Annotated in this window: 16 protein-coding genes; 6 read left to right on the forward strand and 10 right to left on the reverse strand. The window is 71.7% G+C overall.

The annotated features are described in order from the left end of the window. The first annotated feature begins 46 nt into the window (after positions 1–46). Complete coding sequence (locus tag HF519_RS10875) at positions 47–1,696, forward strand: flavin-containing monooxygenase (protein ID WP_169412738.1); 1,650 nt, start codon at positions 47–49, stop codon at positions 1,694–1,696. 374 nt (positions 1,697–2,070) lie between these two features. On the opposite strand, the gene HF519_RS10880 is transcribed toward HF519_RS10875, so the two are convergent. Together HF519_RS10880 and HF519_RS32310 are read right to left on the reverse strand one after the other, a co-directional pair. Then, complete coding sequence (locus tag HF519_RS10880) at positions 2,071–2,931, reverse strand: thermonuclease family protein (protein WP_169412740.1); 861 nt, start codon at positions 2,929–2,931, stop codon at positions 2,071–2,073. 256 nt (positions 2,932–3,187) lie between these two features. Continuing rightward, positions 3,188–3,322 carry a hypothetical protein gene (locus HF519_RS32310; RefSeq protein ID WP_281358490.1) on the reverse strand — a complete coding sequence of 45 codons (135 nt, stop codon included), beginning with the start codon at positions 3,320–3,322 and terminating at the stop codon, positions 3,188–3,190. 381 nt (positions 3,323–3,703) lie between these two features. Between HF519_RS32310 and HF519_RS10885 the strand changes: the two genes are divergently transcribed. After that, entirely contained in the window at positions 3,704–3,925 is a 222-nt protein-coding gene (locus HF519_RS10885) for a hypothetical protein (RefSeq protein WP_169412742.1), read from the forward strand. Positions 3,926–3,995: 70 nt separating this feature from the next. Here the strand turns inward: HF519_RS10885 and HF519_RS10890 are convergent, their stop codons facing one another. The 5 genes from HF519_RS10890 to HF519_RS30415 all read right to left on the reverse strand — a co-directional run bounded on the left by HF519_RS10890 (position 3,996) and on the right by HF519_RS30415 (position 8,603). Then, entirely contained in the window at positions 3,996–4,319 is a 324-nt protein-coding gene (locus HF519_RS10890) for an STAS domain-containing protein (RefSeq protein WP_169412744.1), read from the reverse strand. Beyond that, positions 4,316–5,929, reverse strand: a complete 1,614-nt coding sequence (locus HF519_RS10895; protein WP_169412746.1) for an ATP-binding SpoIIE family protein phosphatase — start codon at positions 5,927–5,929, stop codon at positions 4,316–4,318. Before HF519_RS10895 ends, HF519_RS10890 begins: the two co-directional genes overlap by 4 nt. Before the next feature lie 395 nt (positions 5,930–6,324). Next, positions 6,325–7,014 carry a class I SAM-dependent methyltransferase gene (locus HF519_RS10900; RefSeq protein WP_169412748.1) on the reverse strand — a complete coding sequence of 230 codons (690 nt, stop codon included), beginning with the start codon at positions 7,012–7,014 and terminating at the stop codon, positions 6,325–6,327. A gap of 177 nt (positions 7,015–7,191) precedes the next feature. Continuing rightward, positions 7,192–8,388, reverse strand: a complete 1,197-nt coding sequence (locus HF519_RS10905) for a zinc-dependent alcohol dehydrogenase (RefSeq protein WP_169412750.1) — start codon at positions 8,386–8,388, stop codon at positions 7,192–7,194. Further along, positions 8,385–8,603 carry a hypothetical protein gene (locus HF519_RS30415; protein ID WP_211169854.1) on the reverse strand — a complete coding sequence of 73 codons (219 nt, stop codon included), beginning with the start codon at positions 8,601–8,603 and terminating at the stop codon, positions 8,385–8,387. Before HF519_RS30415 ends, HF519_RS10905 begins: the two co-directional genes overlap by 4 nt. 669 nt (positions 8,604–9,272) lie before the next feature. Here HF519_RS30415 and HF519_RS10915 point away from each other — a divergent pair. Next, entirely contained in the window at positions 9,273–9,674 is a 402-nt protein-coding gene (locus HF519_RS10915) for a hypothetical protein (protein WP_169412752.1), read from the forward strand. A 695-nt stretch (positions 9,675–10,369) separates the two neighbouring features. Beyond that, positions 10,370–10,993, forward strand: coding sequence for a hypothetical protein (locus HF519_RS10920; RefSeq protein ID WP_169412754.1), 624 nt, complete (start codon positions 10,370–10,372; stop codon positions 10,991–10,993). Between the two features lie 237 nt (positions 10,994–11,230). Here HF519_RS10920 and HF519_RS10925 read toward each other — a convergent pair whose 3' ends face one another. Further along, entirely contained in the window at positions 11,231–11,983 is a 753-nt protein-coding gene (locus HF519_RS10925; RefSeq protein WP_312860039.1) for an IclR family transcriptional regulator, read from the reverse strand. Beyond that, positions 11,980–13,407, reverse strand: a complete 1,428-nt coding sequence (locus tag HF519_RS10930; RefSeq protein WP_246243107.1) for an APC family permease — start codon at positions 13,405–13,407, stop codon at positions 11,980–11,982. Before HF519_RS10930 ends, HF519_RS10925 begins: the two co-directional genes overlap by 4 nt. 252 nt (positions 13,408–13,659) lie before the next feature. Here HF519_RS10930 and HF519_RS10935 point away from each other — a divergent pair, with 252 nt between their 5' ends. Further along, positions 13,660–15,639: a primary-amine oxidase gene (locus HF519_RS10935; protein ID WP_169412756.1), complete on the forward strand. Its 1,980-nt coding sequence runs from the start codon at positions 13,660–13,662 to the stop codon at positions 15,637–15,639. Then, positions 15,629–17,170 (forward strand): APC family permease, encoded by a 1,542-nt coding sequence (locus tag HF519_RS10940; RefSeq protein ID WP_169412757.1) that lies wholly within the window; start codon positions 15,629–15,631, stop codon positions 17,168–17,170. The genes HF519_RS10935 and HF519_RS10940 overlap by 11 nt, the downstream gene beginning before the upstream one ends. On the opposite strand, the gene HF519_RS10945 is transcribed toward HF519_RS10940, so the two are convergent. After that, on the reverse strand, positions 17,167–17,298 hold a 132-nt coding region (locus HF519_RS10945; RefSeq protein WP_169412759.1), incomplete at its 5' end, for an integrase core domain-containing protein. The genes HF519_RS10940 and HF519_RS10945 overlap by 4 nt on opposite strands.

The raw sequence follows: 17,298 nt of genomic DNA on the forward strand, positions 1-17,298 counted from the left end.
CATGCCAAACGAGAGACCTGGCTCACAGGCTAAGCGAGGAGAGACGATGGCCATCCCACGGGAGAACATCTCGCAGTCCGAAGCGGACGGTCAGGCCCGCGTGCTCGATGCGGTGGTCGTGGGCGCGGGCTTCGCAGGCATGTACATGCTCCACCGGCTGAGGAGCCTCGGGCTCTCGGTGTCGGTCCTGGAAGCCGGCGGCGGCGTCGGAGGGACGTGGTACTGGAACCGCTACCCCGGCGCCCGGTGCGACTCCGAGAGCTACTACTACTCCTACTCCTTCTCCGAGGAGCTCCAGCAGGAATGGCAGTGGACCGAGCGCTATCCCGAGCAGCCGGAGATCCTGCGCTACCTGAACCACGTCGCCGACCGGTTCGACCTGCGTCGTGACATCCGTTTCGGCCGGCGGGTGACCGAGGCGGTCTTCGACGACGACACCGGCCGCTGGCAGTTGCGTACCGATGGCGGCGAGCGCTACGCGGCACGCTTCTTCATCACCGCGGTGGGGTGCCTGTCATCGGCGAACATCCCGCGCATACCCGGGCTCGACACCTTCGAAGGCGAGTGGTTCCACACCGGCAGGTGGCCGCACGAGGGCGTCGATTTCACCGGTCGGCGGGTGGGCGTCGTCGGAACGGGGTCGACGGGCATCCAGACCATCCCGGTCATCGCCGAGCAGGCGGAGCACCTCACGGTCTTCCAGCGGACCGCGAACTACAGCATCCCGGCGCGCAACGGGCCGATGGAACCGGCGTTCCAGCGCGAGGTCAAGGCGAACTACGACGCGATCCGGCGCAAGCAACGCGATTCGACCAACGGCCACCCCTTTGACGTGAGCCCGCGGTCCGCGCTGTCGGTGTCCGAGGAGGAGCGCCGGGCCGTCTACGAGGCCGCCTGGAAGCGGGGCGGACTCCAGTTCCGGGCCACCTTCGCCGACCTGCTCACCAGCAAGGAGGCCAACGACACGGCTTCCGAATTCATCCGCGCCAAGATCCGGGAGACGGTTCGGGACCCGGCGACGGCCGAGAAGCTCGTCCCGCGCGATCACCCGTTCGCGACCAAGCGTCCGCCGATCGACACCGACTACTTCGAGACCTACAACCGCGACAACGTCACGCTCGTGGATGTGCGGGAGTCGCCGATCGTCGAGATCACCCGGGACGGGGTGCGCACGTCGTCGGCGTCGTACCCGCTCGACTGCATCGTCTTCGCCACCGGTTTCGACGCCCTGACCGGGCCCTTGCTCGACATCGACATCCGGGGCCCGGGCGGTCGCACGCTCCGCGACAAGTGGTCGGAGGGCCCGCGCACCTACCTCGGCCTGCAGGTCGCCGGATTCCCGAACATGTTCACCATCACCGGCCCCGGCAGTCCCTCGGTGCTCACCAACATGCCCACCTCCATCGAGCAGCACGTGGACTGGATCGCCGACTGTATCGAGTACATGCGCGGGCATGAGCTGGAGCGGATCGAGGCCACGGAGGAGGCCGAGGACGCCTGGGGCGAGCACGCGGACGAGGCCGTCCACCGCACGCTGCTGCCGATGGCCGCGACCTCCTGGTACCTGGGGGCCAACGTGCCCGGCAAGCCGCGCGTGTTCATGCCGTACGCCGGCGGCTTCGCCACCTACACCCGCAAGTGCGACGAGGTGGCCGCGGCGGGATACGAGGGGTTCCTCCGCACGCCCGCCCGCTGAGCGGGCCCGCGCCCGGGCCTCTCCCGCGTCGGGACGCCGGAGCAGCAGCGGGGTCGAGCCCGGGCGCGGTGCTGGTCCATCTGTGACGTCGGCGTGCATCGCCATGGCGGTGATCCGCCGGTCCGGATCCGCGCCGGCCCGGCTGCCACCGGCACCCGCCATGCCGAACACCCGCGGCGAGTCCTCCTCGTCCGCGATCCGGCCACCGACCCGGCTACTCGTGTCGTCTGCGGTGTCCACGTCGAGGCTCGTCCGCCCTGCCCTGCGCGCCGCCCGTCCTGGCCACGAAGACCGAGTAGCGGGACTGGCGCCGGTCACGACGGCCCCGGCCCACAACAGCGGGGCGGGGGCCGTCGCCTGATCGCGGTGGGAGGCTAGGAGTAGCTGTCGCAGCCCGTCCCGTCGTCGTCGGCGTCCAGGCGGTACGCATCCGGCCCGACAACCTTCACCGAGTGCCCGATGTCGCCGCAGTCCAGATCCGGTCCGTCAGGAATGCACGGCACGTAGCTGGGGTGGCAGCCCGACTCCCGCGCGGGCTCGGGCGCGGGCTTCGGCTCGGGCTTGGGCGCGGGCTTCGGCGCGGGCGCGGGCTCGGGCTCGGGAGCCGGCGCGGTAACCGGCGCGCGAACCGGGGCCGGCCGGCGCACGTTGTCGTCGGTGTCGGCAGGTCGGGCCTGCTCGCTCGTCGGCGCGGGGGTCGCCGAGGGCGGGGCCGGCGTCGTGCAGTGAGGGAGGCCCCAGATCCCGAGGCGCTGCCGTTGGGCGCCGGCCTGGGCGGCTTCGATCGTGGGGGCCTTCAGCACCGGGTTGTTGTCGAAGATGTAGTGCTCGGCCCATCCGGCACCGGTTACCGCAACCGAGTAGTCCCGTCCGTCGACGGAGATGTAGAGCAGCGCCCGGCCGTAGGAGTCGGTGTCGTCCTGGGTCGGGTCCGGGCTCACGACGACCGGCCGGTTCAGCAGCGTCGAGCGGGCGAAGGCGCTCGCCTGCTCGGACCCGCACTCGCCGCGTTCGGGCGTGTCGACCCCGAGCAGTCGGACCCGCCGGCCATCGCTGAGATCGACGGTGTCGCCGTCCACGATGCTCGTCACGGTCAGGGCCGGCGCGGCCGCAGCGACCGCCGCAGCGGGTGCGGCCGGCTCGTCGTCGCCGCTGAGGCCGGCACCGCCACAGCCACCGGCGGCACCCATGATCAGGGCCAACGCTCCCACGACGGGAACGATCAACTTGCGCATCAACTCATCCCCTCTGCGCCGGATGCGTCATTGCATCCGCCGGGAGTTCGGTGAAACGTCAAACTCCGTTACCGAGCACCGGCCGCGGCGATGGAGTGCAACGGGTGGCGTATCGGATTCGTGCGCGCCCGACCCGGGGGGCGGCGAGCCTGGGGCGCAACCACCTGCTCGAGCTGCTGGTGACGAAGCGGGTCTCGATCTCGGCGAGGAACGCGTCGGCGAGCGCTCGAGCTGAGGAAGGTCGAGCTGGATCGGATCACCTGATCCGATCTTGGTCACCGACCTCCGGCACCCACTTGACGACCTTCCCGGGCCGGAACACCCCGGCGTTGTCCATCAGCGACTCGGCCAGCAACTCGACCTCGGTGAGCGGGTCGGGGTCCTTACCCATCCGCGGACAATCACGATGTCGTTCCAGCTCGCCGGAACGTGACCGAGACGGTGTGAAGGAGCCCGTGTCGCCGGTGACGAACGACGGCCCCGCGCGGGAGCCCGCGGCGCTTCTCCTGCTGCCGGTCGGGACCGCACGCCCAACGCGGGCTCGGCCCCCTGGGTGCGCCGCCCCGGCTCGCTGGCGCCAGTGCGGCTCACGGCCTCCGGCGCGACGCCGGAAGCCGTGACGCGAATTGCCGTCGGTGCCGCCGCCGGGGCCGCCTCGCGGCCCCGGGTTCATCCACCTGTTACACGCGGTCTCCGCGCCTCTCACCTGCGCCCGGGAGCCTGGATGTCGAGTGAGGGCAACGCCGAAGGCGTTCGAGATCCGGGAGAACCAATGCCTGACATGCGGACCATCGAGTTCCCCCCGCAGCGCGAGGACGAGGCGCTCGCGCGGACGGCGCGCACCGGGGACCCCCTGCCCGGACGGCGCCCGGCCAGGCTCGGCCGGGACGTTCAGGCGGGCCCCCGGCCCGAGGTGGAGCCGGCCGACGGTTCCGCGGCCGCCTACGCCGACTGGCGGACCGAGGTGCTGGGGCTGGTCGGCCTCCGCTCCTGACACCCACGCCGCGCGCCCCCGGCCACATGTTCGATCTCTGCCGGGCCGGGGTGTCGACGGCGCCGGGGCATCATGTCGCGCGGAGGGTGACCACCGCGCCGAGGCCGGACAGCTCGGCCGCCTTGCGAGCCGGCGAGCCGACCGGCACGACGACGTCCAGCGCGATCTGCAGCAGCTCGAGGCGGTCGGCGAGGGCGAAGAGCACGCGCAGGCCCGCGCTGTCGAGGTAGTTCAGCCCGCCCAGGTCCAGGGTCACGGACTCGGCGCGGTTGGTGATCACCTCGCGTAGGCGCTCCTCCACGGTGAGAGCGTTCTCCAGGTCGACCTCGCCGTCGAGCCGGACCAGCAGCCGTCCCGGCTCGATCTCCTCCGTGCGCACGTCCGCTTCCGTCATTGCCCCACTCCGCCGAGAGTCTTGTCCATCACGACCCGGGTCCCCCGGCCGTCGTGGTCGACGCGCACCGCGTCGACCAGCCCGTGCATCAGTGTCGTGCCCCGGCCGCGGTTCGTCCCGCGCGCCTCGCGCCAGTTCCCGGTGTCCCGGACGGTCGCGGTGACGGTGCGGCCGTGCATCTCCAGGTGCACCTCCAGCAGCCCGCCACCGGGTCCGTACGCGTGCTCGACGACGTTGGCCGACGCCTCGCCGATGGCGAGCACGATGTCGGCGAGCTCCTCCTTGGTCGCCCCGGCCCGCCGCAGGTAGTCCCGTACGGCCTGGCGGACGCCACGCAGCGCCCGCGGGACGGCCGGCTCGACCAGGGTCAGCGGCGCGACCTCGTGCTCGGCTTCGCGCGCCAGGACGAGGACGGCGACGTCGTCAGCCGACGGCTCGTTGCCGATCAGCCTGCTCATGACGGCCGCACACACCGTCTCGGCCGGGCCCGGCATGACGGCGGCGGTCAGCCGGGCGAGGCCGGAGTCGAGCGGCTCACCCCGGCGTTCCACCAGGCCGTCCGTGTAGAGCACGACGTTCGCCCCGGCCGGCAGCCGAATGGTCGTGTTCCGACGCCGGCGCGGCAACGTCAACCCGATGGGCGGGTCCGCGGGCACCTCGACCAGCTCGCTCGGCACCCCGGGCAGGGCGAGGACGGGCGGCGGGTGCCCGGCCGAGGACACCGTCACCTCGACGTGCCCCGGCTCCGCCACCGCGCACAGCACGGTGGCCATGATGTTGTGCTCGAAGTGCTGCACCTGCCGGTCCAGCCATCGCAGCAGTTCCGCGGGATCCTCGGTCAGCAGCGCGTAGGCGCGCACGGCGTTGCGTATCCGGCCCATCGCCACGGACGCCTGGAGTCCCCGGCCCACCACGTCGCCGACCACGACGCACAGCCGCCCCGACGGCAGGCCGAACACGTCGTACCAGTCGCCCCCGACCTCACCGCCCCCGCCGGGCACGTACCGCGCCGCGAGCTCGAGGCCGGGCACCGTGGGCAGCTGCCCGGGCAGCAGGCTGCGCTGCAGTGCCCTCGCAGCGGTCCGCTCCGTCTGGCTCATCCGGGCCCGGGTAGCCAGTGCGACCCGGTCCGCGGCCAGCTGCAGCAGCATCGCGTCGTCGTCGGTGAACGATCGCGACCGCAGCGTCCCGACGTGCAGCACCCCCATCACGTCGTTGCCGACCATCAGCGGCACGCCCAGCAGCGATCGCACACCCTTCTCGCGCAGGATCGGGTTCAGGACGTTGGAGTGGTCGACCTCGGGGATCGTCACGGCCCTGCGCTCCGCGGCGATGCGGCCGGCGAAGCCTCGTCCGATCGGTATTCGGACCCCTTGCCGGATCTCTTCCTCGAGGCCGTGGGTGGCCGTCGCGACGAGATAGTTCGCCGACGGGTCGAGCAGGAGCACCGCCACCGTGTCGACCTCGAGCAGCTCCCGTACCCGACCCAACAGCTCATCCAGTAGCTCCTCGACCTCGAGGCGCGCGAGCCCGATGTCGGTGAGGGCCTGGATGCGCCGTAGGTGGTCGGCGGGCAGGCCGGGACCGATGCCGTCGGCGGGGGACACCATCGGATCTTAGGCCGCCCGGGCGCGGGCGCCCCGCCCACCGCCCGTGCTCACAGCGGTCCGTTCCACCGAACGACCTCTTACCTGCCGGACGGCCGGGGGCCGGGTCAGGGCTCGACACTCTCGACGAGTGGATTCTCCGCGCGGACGCGCCGGCCGGCTCCGCGACGCCGCGGTCAACCGGTTCGCCACCCGCCATGGGATCGCGGGCTCCCGGCGTTCACCACCGGCCGGGCCGAACTCGGGCCGGCCCCGGTCGCGCACGTGTTCGACCAGTACGACACGGCGGCGCGGGGTGCTCGTGCTCACCTCCCGGGCGGCATGGCGCCCAACCCCCGCCACCCCGAGGGACGGGCCAGCAGGTCCGCTCGGTTCGCGAGGCGCGGGGCGGGCATCGGTCACGGCGCGGCTGTACCCGGCCGTGATGGGTGCGCGAGGCGGTGGATGCGGATCTGTGGCAGTCGGGTGGGTGTGGTTTCGACCGAGCGCCACGCCGCACGCGCGGCCGCGAGGAACTCTCCGGTGAGGGGACGTTGCGGGTCGGCGATCCACACAGCGCCGGTGTCGTCGACCAGCCGGGGGAGAAGGTCGAGCAGCTGGTCGACGTTCCGCTGGCCGTACAGGACGTCGGCGGCCAGCACGAGACGCCACGGAGCCCGGGCGATCAGCGGGGCGGGGTGGGCCCAGGAGCACACGGCGGTCTCCACGACGGCCCCGTTCTGCTCGGCGTTGACCGCGGCGAACGCGACCGCGTCGGCCGAGCGGTCGATCGCCAGCACGTGTGCCCCCGCGCGAGCAGCCGCAATGGCCGGCAGACCCAAGCCGCAACCGAGCTCCAGCACCGGTGCGTCCCGCCAGTCCCGAGCGGATACGGCGTGGGCCAGCTCGATCCCGCTCGGCCAGAGCTGGGCCCAGTACGGCGGGTGGGCCTCGTCGGTGGAGATGTCCTCCTCGGCCGGCAGCGCCTCGGGGTCGCGGGGGTGCACGAACCCGATCCGTCCCCGGTACAGGTCGATGGATCCGGCCATGAGGTCCAGCCGGGGATCGGGGGTGGCGGCGGAGCGCACCGCCCGGCGTTGCCGAGGCACGTCGGCGGGCGATGGCGACCGGTGGCCCACCCGGTCGAGTCTGCCCTGTGGATGACGAGGAGACGTCGAATTCGGTTGGGCGGCGAGGGCACCGCCGGGCCGGTCGCCGGCTACGGACCGGACTCCGAGCGCGGCTGGAACGGCGTTCCTGCGGGGGCGTCGGGATCCGTGACGGGGCTACCCGCCGTTGGGGCTGAACCCGTCGGGACCGAACACCGCGCGGAGGCAGTTCTCCTTCTTGTTCTTGAACAGGTCGTAGCCGCGTGGGCCCTGTTCCAAGGACATCGGGTGGGTCGCGAGGTGCGAGGTCTTGAGCTCGCCCGCGGCTATCCGATCGAGCAGCATCGGGATGTAGCGCTCACCGTGCTGCTGGGCGCCGCGGAGGGTGAGGCCCTTGTTCATGAGCGCGCCCATGGGGACGCGGTCGACCAGACCGGCGAAGACACCGAGGACGAACACGCTTCCGCCCTTGCGGCACGCGAGGATCGCTTCGCGCAGGGTGTGCCCACGGTCGGTCTGGAGTACCCGGGTCTGTTGCTTGAGTTGCTCGAGGCGGTACTGCGGGCCCGGGGTGTGGCACTCGAGGCCGACGGCCTCGATGCACACGTCGGGCCCGCGGCCGTCGCTGCGCTCGCGCAACACGGCATCGACGTCGACCTTCTCGTAGTTGACGACCTCCGCTCCGACGTGGCGCTGCATCATCTCCAACCGGTAGTCGAAGCGGTCCATGGCGATCACGCGCTCGGCGCCGAGGATCATCGCCGAGCGGGCCGCCATCTGCCCGACCGCTCCGCAGCCCCAGACGGCGACCACGTCGCCGGGTTGCACGCCGCCGAGGTGGGCGCCCATCCAGCCGGTCGGCGCCGAGTCGGAGGCGAAGACCGCCGACTGGTCGTCGACCCCGTCGGGGACGGTGAACGCCGTGTGGTCGACGAAGGGGATACGGACGTACTCGGAGTGGCTCCCCTTGAACCCGCCCATCGCATGCGAGTAACCGAAGATGCCGCCGGGAGCCTGGCCCCACATGGTCTCCGTGATGGCCGGGTTGGTGTTGCTGTTGTCGCAACAGGAGTACAGCTCGTGCTCGCAGTACCAGCAGCGGCCGCACGCGATGAACGAACAGACCACCACCCGGTCGCCGACGTTGTGCTTGCGGACCTCCGAGCCGACCTCGACGACCTCACCCATGAACTCGTGGCCGAGGACGTCCCCGGCCTTCATCGCAGGGATGTAGCCGCTGATCTGGTGCAGGTCCGAGCCGCACACGGAGCTGAGCCCGACTTTCAGGATGGTGTCCTGCTTGTTCAGGATCTGCGGGTCCGGAACCCGCTCCACCGAGACCTCGTTGACGCCTTCCCGGCACAGTGCCTTCACAATCGCCCCTCCGCTCGTGCGCGGCGTGTCGCCAGTTCGAGTGGCAGGTTGGTGAGGGCCAGTCGCGTCGACCCCGGCTTGTCCGGGCTGAGCACCTCGCCGGTCTCGATGAGCTGCTTGGAGTGCCGTAGCGCGGTCCGGACGGCCTGGCGCGGGTCGGTGCCCAGGAGGCGTGCGGTGGCCTCGCTCAGCCCGGCGGGTACCGGCGTCCGCACCCGCGCGGCGAGCGCGGTGCCCCGGTTGCCGGCCGCCCGCCGGACCTGGACCTCGACGGCGTCACCGATCTCCCTCCATGGCCTGCGCCAGCGCGCGGTCCAGGACGATGTACCTCCTGGCTGTGCTCGGTGACGACGCCCCGACGGGCCCAGGCCGTTGGTCGGCCGGTGACATCCCGCCCATGGCGGTTCTCCAGCACCATTGCGGCTCGGCACGGTGCCCGCGTCCTCCCGCCAGGTCCAAACCTGCGCCGAGACTCCGCCCAGGGGCCGGGGCATCGGTAGTGCTGCCCGTGGTGGGGCCGGGGGACCGGGTTCTTGCCCACCGGTCGGAGGGCACCGGGGACGGAGACGTGGTGCACCGCGGTGCTGGGACGGTCTCCGTGCACATGAGGACTACGTGCGGTGGACGGGGCGCTTCTCACTCCAAGGGAGTAACGGCCGACGCCGGCGGGTACGCCATGGTTGTCCCGACGAGCCGCCGAGACGTGTGGCTTGCCTACGCCTGGTCGGCGGGAACGACTTCCGACCGGATCGGAGCATGAGACGGATTCCATGGCTCGCTGAGCAGACCGGCACCGTCCCCGTGACGTGGGCGGTACCGGGCTCGCCGCAGGCCGATGCGGCTGAGCAAGCGGACCCCAGTCCGAAACAGGGAGGATCAGTTCGATGACGACGTCCAGCAACCAGTTCGCCGATATCGCCAAGCGCAGCCAGGAGGCGCTCACCACGGCTGCGCGCACCTGGGCCGAGACCCTCCAGGGCTTTGCGAGCAGCGTCACCGGCGGCCAGCGTTCGGTGCCGGACGCGCACGCTGTCGTGGACAAGACGTTCAACTTCCTCGAGCAGATGCTGGAGAACCAGCGCCAACTCATGCACACGCTGGTGTCCTCAGGGGCTCAGGCCACCGAGGCGGTCACCGAGCAGGCCGCTCGCGCCGCCGAGTCGGGCACTGCGCGCACGGCCCGCGCCGCAGAGACGGTTGCGGACAAGGCCGCGCAGGCCTCGGAGGAAGCCGGTGCGAAGGCCTCGAGTACCGCGCGTTCCGCGCGCGACGCTACGAAGAGCTGACCCGAGGCCGCCGGGGGCGGCACCGTCCGCGGCCCGAGCCCGGCCGTCGCCCACGACGACGTCCGAAGCCCGGGAACGCCGGTGCGGTCGGGATCACTCCAGAGCCACTCCGTCGAGGCGGCCAACCAGTCCTCGGGCTCACCCGTGGCGGCCGGGCCCGCGCTCGCGCGCGGGGATCGTGCGGACCGCTGCGCCGAGTTCGCCTCAATCGTTCGAACGGAGATGTTCGTCCTCCAAGGGGACTGCGGACCCGATTGACGGGATCTGCTCGCATGCTCGTCGTGGTGACGCCGGCGGGACTGCCAGGGTCTTTCGAGCGGCTCGGCCGCCTTTTGATTGAGCCGCCTGACGAGACGGCAATAGCAGACATTTCGGTTGGGTCCGGTAGTCAGGACGTTCCGCCGCTGATGTGAGATCGCGATGGCCGGGCAGGAACGGTGACGGGCGGGGTGGGCGCGCCTTCGGTCAGCTCTACTCGGCATGACCGCTATGAGCTTCTCGCCCGTCAGTGCCGAGTGTATCCGCTATGCTTTATTTGTTTTTCGGAAGCGGCCGTATGGGGCCGCCGTCTCCGCTTGGCTCGTCCTATAGTGAGACGCCCGCGCGCCCCTGTCACCGCGGCGGCCCACGTGTCTCGGATCCGGCGTGCGTCACAGAAAACACGGAACCGCGCTTTCTGCCAGAGGAGGGCTGCAATGCCTTTTCATACGCTACACCGGGCGCTCGTTGTAGGCCTTCTGGGCGCCGGCGTCTCCCTGGCGCCCACGACGTACGCCGCGGCGACGTCCGACACAGCTGAAACATCCCAGGGCGGTCCAGCCCAAGCGGACAATGCCGTCGACTGGAAGAACGCCACCTATCGCATCACCTGTGACGGCATCGTCGAAGGCGGGTTCGAGGTACCGCTGGTGGATGGAAGAGCGACCAGCTCGGGTGGAGGGAGCGGCGCATCTGTCTATGACCACTTCGACATCGCGTACGAGAATTCGGCGAGCGGGGACATGACCGGTGATGGCCGAGCGGAAACGGCGGTGCTCCTCTCGTGCTCACCACAGGAATCGAACTTCTCGGTCCAGGAGGTCCCGGTCTTCTCGGCAGACGGAGATCTTCTCGGCGAGCTTCCGTCTCCGAAATCGCTCCAGGGACCGGACGCCGTCCTGCCGCCCGTGTACGTCCCGTCCGAGTTGAGCATACGGGGTGGGGAGCTCTCGGCCGGCATGAACTTCTACGGGCCGGGCGATTCGCACGCAAGCGGTCCCTCCATCCATCGGACGGTCGTATGGAGGTGGAACGGAAGCTCGTTCGAAAGGGTTTCATGACAGAACGTGCGGCTGGTGACGCTGTGGACTACCGCTCGACCCGGCCGGCTTTGCGCCACGCGCTCCAGCCGGCTCCGGTGGTGCTCCCACCGCGCCTGGTCACCCGCGGCCATGTTGCCGTTGTCCTTCCGGAGCCCGGCGGCCCGTCGATGAGAGGCCGCCCGCGAAACCGCGTCGGCGCGCCTCGATGGGCAGTGCTGCCCGTGGAGAGCCGGACGGACCTCGTCCGGTAACGGTTCAGGCCAGCAGCGGGGCGAGCCGTTCGGCGTGCTCACGCAGGAGTTCGACGAGCTCGTCGTTGGGCTCGGCGATGCGGTGGGGCGGGCCGGCGAGCGCGAGCCCGGCGACGAGCGTCCCGTCGATCGGGCTACGGATGGGAACGGCGATGCAGCCGCGGTCGGCGCGGAGCTCGCCGCACTGCCGGGCCAGGGCCCCGGTGGCCACCGTGCGGAGCTGCCGGTCGAGCGCGGTCCCGTCGACGACCGTGTGTTCTGTGAAGCGCCGGAGGTCGCGGGTCAGCGCGCGCCAGTCGGGCTGGCCGGCGAGCAGCAGCTTCCCCAGGGCGGAGGCGTGCGGATAGCGGGCGAGGAACACGGGCTCGGTGGGCGGGTGGTCGGGATCGGGGTCGGCGAGCGTGACCTGCCCGGTGACGAACGACGCGAGGTGGACGCCCCAGCGCACGAGCCCGCGAAGGTGGTCGACGACGGCACGGGCCGCCGTGGGCGGGACCGGTGCGACGGGCACTGCCAGCCGGGCGGCGCGCCGGCCGAGGGCGAAGCCGCGCAGGTCGGGCAGCCGTACCAGGTACTCCTCATCGACGAGCAGGTTGAGCAACCGGTAGGTGGTGGCCTGCGGCAGCTTGAGCGCAGCGGAGATCTCCTTCGCGGTCACCCCGGGCCCGGCGGCGACGACCTCCTCCAGCATGGCGAGGGCGCTGCGGACGGCGCGGGGCTGGCGCCCGGACAGTGGCAGCGGGTCGATACCGGTCACGGCAGCCGCCCGAGGTGCACGTCGGCCGCGGAGGTCTCGTCGTAGACGCCGATCGCGGCGAGCTCGGCGGGGCGGCGCATCCGTAGCCACCCGAACCAGCCGAGCGCGGCGAGCAGCAACGCGGCGAGCACCACCGGGACGGGACCGCCGAGCGCGGAGACGACGAACGCGCCGCACGCCACGGCCAGCGCCGGGACCGTGACCGCGGTGACCAGCACCGGGGCGGGGGTGAGCTCTCCGATGCGGCGGAGGAACAGCGGCGCGGCCAGGCACACCAGCAGGTATCCGACCAGATACCCGGCCGTGGCGACCGTGAGCAGGATGCGCAACGCGTCCGGACCCGGCACCCCGGCGACGAGCAGCGCCGCGGGTACCGCGGCCGCGACCGGCAACGCGACCGCGATCGCCATGTGCGGCGTGCGGTACCGGCGGTGGGTCGCACCCAGAACACGGGGCGCGATGCCGTCGCGGCCCATCGAGAACAGCACCCGGACCAGCGCGTTCGCCGTCGCCAGCGTGCAGGCCACGAACGAGGTCGCGATACCGAGGTCGAGCAGCACCGCCAGCCACGGTGCGCCGCGGGCCGCGGCGAGCGCGACGACCGGTTCGGGTTGCCCGCCCAGCCTGCCCGCGAAGCCTGCGACCTGGGTGTAGGCGGCGACGACCGACAGCAGCCCGACGACCGCGGCCGTGCCCAGCACCGCCCGCGGCACCGACCGGAACGGGCGGCGGGCCTCCACACCCAGCGTCGTCGCGGCCTCGAACCCGATGAAGGCGCCCAGCGCGGGCAGCACGCCCGCGGCGGCCGTGCCGAGCCCGGCGCTCGCGCCCCCGTCCGGGTCCGGTACGGGCAGGCTGCCGAGCAGGACCGCGAAGATGATGAGCATCAGCGCGATGGACACGGCCTCGACGGCGAGCACGATGCGCGCCGAGACCCGCACCCCGCGCAGCACCAGCGCCCCGGCGAGCGCGGCGAGCAGTACGACGATCACGGCGCCGACCACCGGCGGGGCCCGCCAGCCGAACCGGGCCAGCAGCGCGTCGAGGTAGATCGCGGCGCCGGTCAGCGCAGCCATGACGAGGATCGTGTAGCCGGCGAGCAGGGCGGTGCCGCTCGCGAACGCGGCGGCAGGACCGAGGCCCTTCGCAGTGAGACTGTAGAGCGAGCCGGCGGCGGCCATCCGGCGGGTGAAGCGGCTGATGCACGTGCCGACCAGCACCGCGAGTGCCGTCGCGAGCACGAACGACCACACGGTGGCCGTGCCGGCGGAGGTGGCCACGATCGCGGGGACCGTGGCCATACCTGCCGCCGGCGCGGCGCTCGACACCGATTGAGCGAGTACCTCGACCGGCCCGAGGTTGCGGCGGTCGAGCCCGTGCACCGGCGAGCGGCGCCGCAACCCGGACATCGCACCGTTGGGCATGCACACCTCCTCGACCAGGAGCCTCGGACGCTGGAGCGCAGACGCTAACCCGGCGCATCACCACCGTGACAGGAATGGTGGTCCGAATGAGAATCGCCGCCCGCGGCTTCTCGCACCGTGAGAGTGCTCACACCGAGCTTTCGCGGTAACGGAGACGGGGCTTTGACCGTGCGGCCATGGAGCGCTCACCGTCCCAGGTCAGGCTCTCGCCCGGCCCTTCCGCCCCACGGGCGACCACCAGGGAGGACATCCATGACGACCGTCGAGGATCGCCGCGACGCTGCCGCGACCGCCCCGGCCCATCCACTCGACATGACCACCGCCACCGAGGTCGACCGCGTCCGGGAGGCCCTGACCGGCGCCGGACTGCTCGGCGAGACGGTGCGCTTCGCCTTCTTCGCACCTGAGGAGCCGGCGAAGGACGAGGTCCTCGCGCAGCCCGACGGTGCTCCGGTCGAGCGCCGGTTCCGTGCGGTGCTGCTCGACCTGGCCAGCGGGCGGTCGTGGGACACCATCGTCTCGGCGACGCGCGGCGAGGTGCTCTCGCGCCGCGAGCTCGACCCGCCCCGTGAGGGGCAGCCGCCGATCATCGACGCCGAGTTCGAGATGATCGAGGACGTCCTCAACGCCGACGCCGGCTGGGTCGAGGCGCTCGGCAAGCGGGGGATCGAGCCCGCCTCGGTGCGCGCCGTCCCCCTGTCCGCGGGGGTCTACGACTACCCGGACGAGGTCGGCCACCGCATCGTGCGCGCGTTCGGGTTCCGCCAGGACCACGCGAAGGACTCGCCGTGGGCGCACCCCGTCGACGGCCTGGTCGCCTACGTCGACCTGACCGACCGCCGCGTCACCCGGATCGTCGATGCCGCCGAGCTGCCGGTCCCGGCCACGTCGGGCAACTTCGACGACCCCGCGGTCGTCGGCCCGGAGCGGACCACTCTGAAGCCGATCGAGATCACCCAGCCCGAGGGGCCGTCCTTCACCGTCGAGGGCAACCGGGTGCGGTGGGAGAACTGGGACCTGCGCATCGGGTTCAACGAGCGCGAGGGCCTGACCCTGCACCAGATCAGCTTCGACGGCCGCCCGATCGTCTACCGGGCCTCGGTCGCCGAGATGGTGGTGCCCTACGCCGACCCGGCGCCGGTGCGGTTCTGGCAGAACTACTTCGACTGCGGCGAGTACATGTTCGCCCGCTACGCCGACTCGCTGCAGCTGGGCTGCGACTGCCTCGGCGAGATCCACTACCTGGACGCCGTGATCGCCGACGACTTCGGCCGGCCGAAGACGATCACGAACGCGATCTGCATGCACGAGGAGGACTACGGCGTCCTCTGGAAGCACTCCGACATGTTCACCGGTGTGCGTGAGACGCGGCGGCAGCGGCGGATGGTGTTCTCGTTCTTCACGCCGATCGGCAACTACGACTACGGCTTCTACTGGTACCTCTACCTCGACGGCACCATCCAGCTCGAGGTCAAGGCGACCGGGATCGTGTTCACCGCCGCCTACCCGGAGGGCGGCAACGAGTACGCGACCGAGATCGCGCCCGGACTCGGCGCGCCGTACCACCAGCACCTCTTCTCGGCACGGCTGGACATGACCGTCGACGGGGTGCGCAACGTCGTCGAGGAGGTGCAGGCCGAGCGGGTCCCGATGGGGGAGCGCAACCCGTACGGCAACGCGTTCCGGCAGCGGCGCACCCGGCTGACCCGCGAGTCCGAGGCGCAGCGCCGCGCCGACGGCTCCGTGGTCCGCGCGTGGCACATCGTGAACCCGGAGCGGACCAACGCGCTGGGCCAGAACGTCGGGTACGCGCTGCTGCCGGAGGGCAAGGCGACGCTGCTCGCCGACGAGGCCTCGTCGATCCACGCCCGCGCGACCTTCGCGACCAACCACCTGTGGGTCACCCGCTACGACCCCGCCGAGCGCTACCCGGCCGGTGACTTCGTCAACCAGAACCCCGGTGGCGCCGGGCTGCCCGCCTGGGTGCAGGCCGACCGGGAGCTCGACGGCGAGGACCTCGTCGTCTGGCACACCTTCGGCACGACGCACTTCCCGCGACCCGAGGACTGGCCGATCATGCCGGTCGACTACACCGGGTTCACGCTCAAGCCGGTCGGCTTCTTCGACCGCAACCCGGCTCTCGATGTGCCGCCGACGCGCGGGGCGCACTGCCACAGCGGCGGCCAGGACGTGCACGGCCCGGCGAAGGAGGGCAGCGGCGATGGTCGCTGACGCGTCCACGACCCCCACCGGCGCCACGGCCACGACGCAGGGAGGCTTCCACCGGACACTCGGATTGCGCGACGTCATCGCGCAGAGCCTGTCGGTGATCGCCCCGGCGATGTCGGGTGCGTTCCTGACCTACCTCGCCTCGACCAAGGCCGGTGGCGCGACGCCGCTGGCCTACCTGCTCGGCACCCTGGCCATGCTGTGCGTGGGCGGCACGGTCGCGATGTTCGCGCGGTCGCTGTCCTCGGCCGGGTCGATGTACACCTACATCACCCGCGGCGCGGGCAAGACGCTCGGCTTCCTCGGCGGCTGGTGCTACGCCGCGGCCTTCCTCCTGCTGGGCGGGGCGGTCCTGTGCGGCTTCGGGTTCTTCACCGCGAGCCTGGTCACGCTGCTCACCGGGGCCGACCCGTCGTGGTACTGGTTCTCCCTCGCGGGTCTCATGGTGATCGCGCTGATGAGCCTGTTCGACATCCGCACCTCGACCCGGACGCAGCTGGCGATCCTGCTGGTCACGATGCTGGCGCTGCTGGTCGTCGCGGTCGTGGTGATCGCGATCGGGTCGCCGGCGGTGAGCGTGATCGACAGCACCACGCCGGTGGCCGATGCCGGGCGCAGCATCGACCTCGCGGCGTTCTGGCCGTCCGCGGCGGGCGTGACGTGGACCGGCGTCCTGTTCGGCCTGTCGTTCGCGATGCTGTCGTTCACCGGGGCCGAGGCGAGCGCCGTGCTCTCCGAGGAGACCCGCGACCCGCGGCGGGCGATCCCCCGCGCGATCATCGGCTCCATCGTCTTCGCCGGCCTGTTCTACTTGGTGATCACCTACGCGACGGCGGTCGGGTTCGGTGTGCAGCAGGCCGCGGCCGACTGGCCCGCATCCGTGGCCGGGCTGGCCGCCGTTGCGCCGAACAACGCGGTCGCCGCCGTCGTGCTGGGCTGCGCGGCGCTGGCGAGCCTGTTCTGCGCGCTCGGCGTGCACATCGCCGTCTCGCGGGTGCTGTTCGCCATGGGCCGCGAGCGGGTGCTGCCGGCGTGGCTGGGTGTGCTGCATCCACGCTGGGGCACACCCTGGCGCGCGATCGGGCTCGACCTCGCGGTCTGGGTGGTGCTGGCCGTGGCGTCGGTGCTGCTCACCGGGCGGGAGAGCCAGGTCGCCCTGGCCGGCGGGGTCGACAACGGCCTGACCGGCGGCGTCTTCCTCTTCACCTTCCTCGCGGGCATCGGGACGCCGCTCGTGATGGGCGTGTACCTGATGCTCGGGATCGCCGGGGCGGCGCAGGGCCGGCGCACGGGCCGTGCCGGGTTCACCGTGACCGGCGTGCTCGCCGCGCTCGTCGGGGCCCTGGCGGTGTTCGGCGGGCTCTACTACTCGTTCGTGCCGGCCGCACCGGGAGCGGAGATCCCGCTGCAGATCGCGATGGTGCCGTGGGTGTGTGCCGCGGTCGCCGCGATCGGCCTGGCGCTCGCGGTCTGGACCCGGCGCTACCGCCGCCCGGTGTGGGCGGACATGGGGCGGATCTTCGACGAGATCTAGCTGTGCTGCCCGGGGACGTTGGTCAACCGGGTGATGGGTGGTTGACCTGCCAGGGCGGTGTGGGGCCTGTGGTGGTTGTACTCGTGGAGGAAGCCTGGGAGGGCTTTCCGTCGTTGCGACTCGCTGAG

This window comes from Pseudonocardia bannensis, assembly GCF_012911875.1.
GTDB lineage: Bacteria > Actinomycetota > Actinomycetes > Mycobacteriales > Pseudonocardiaceae > Pseudonocardia > Pseudonocardia bannensis.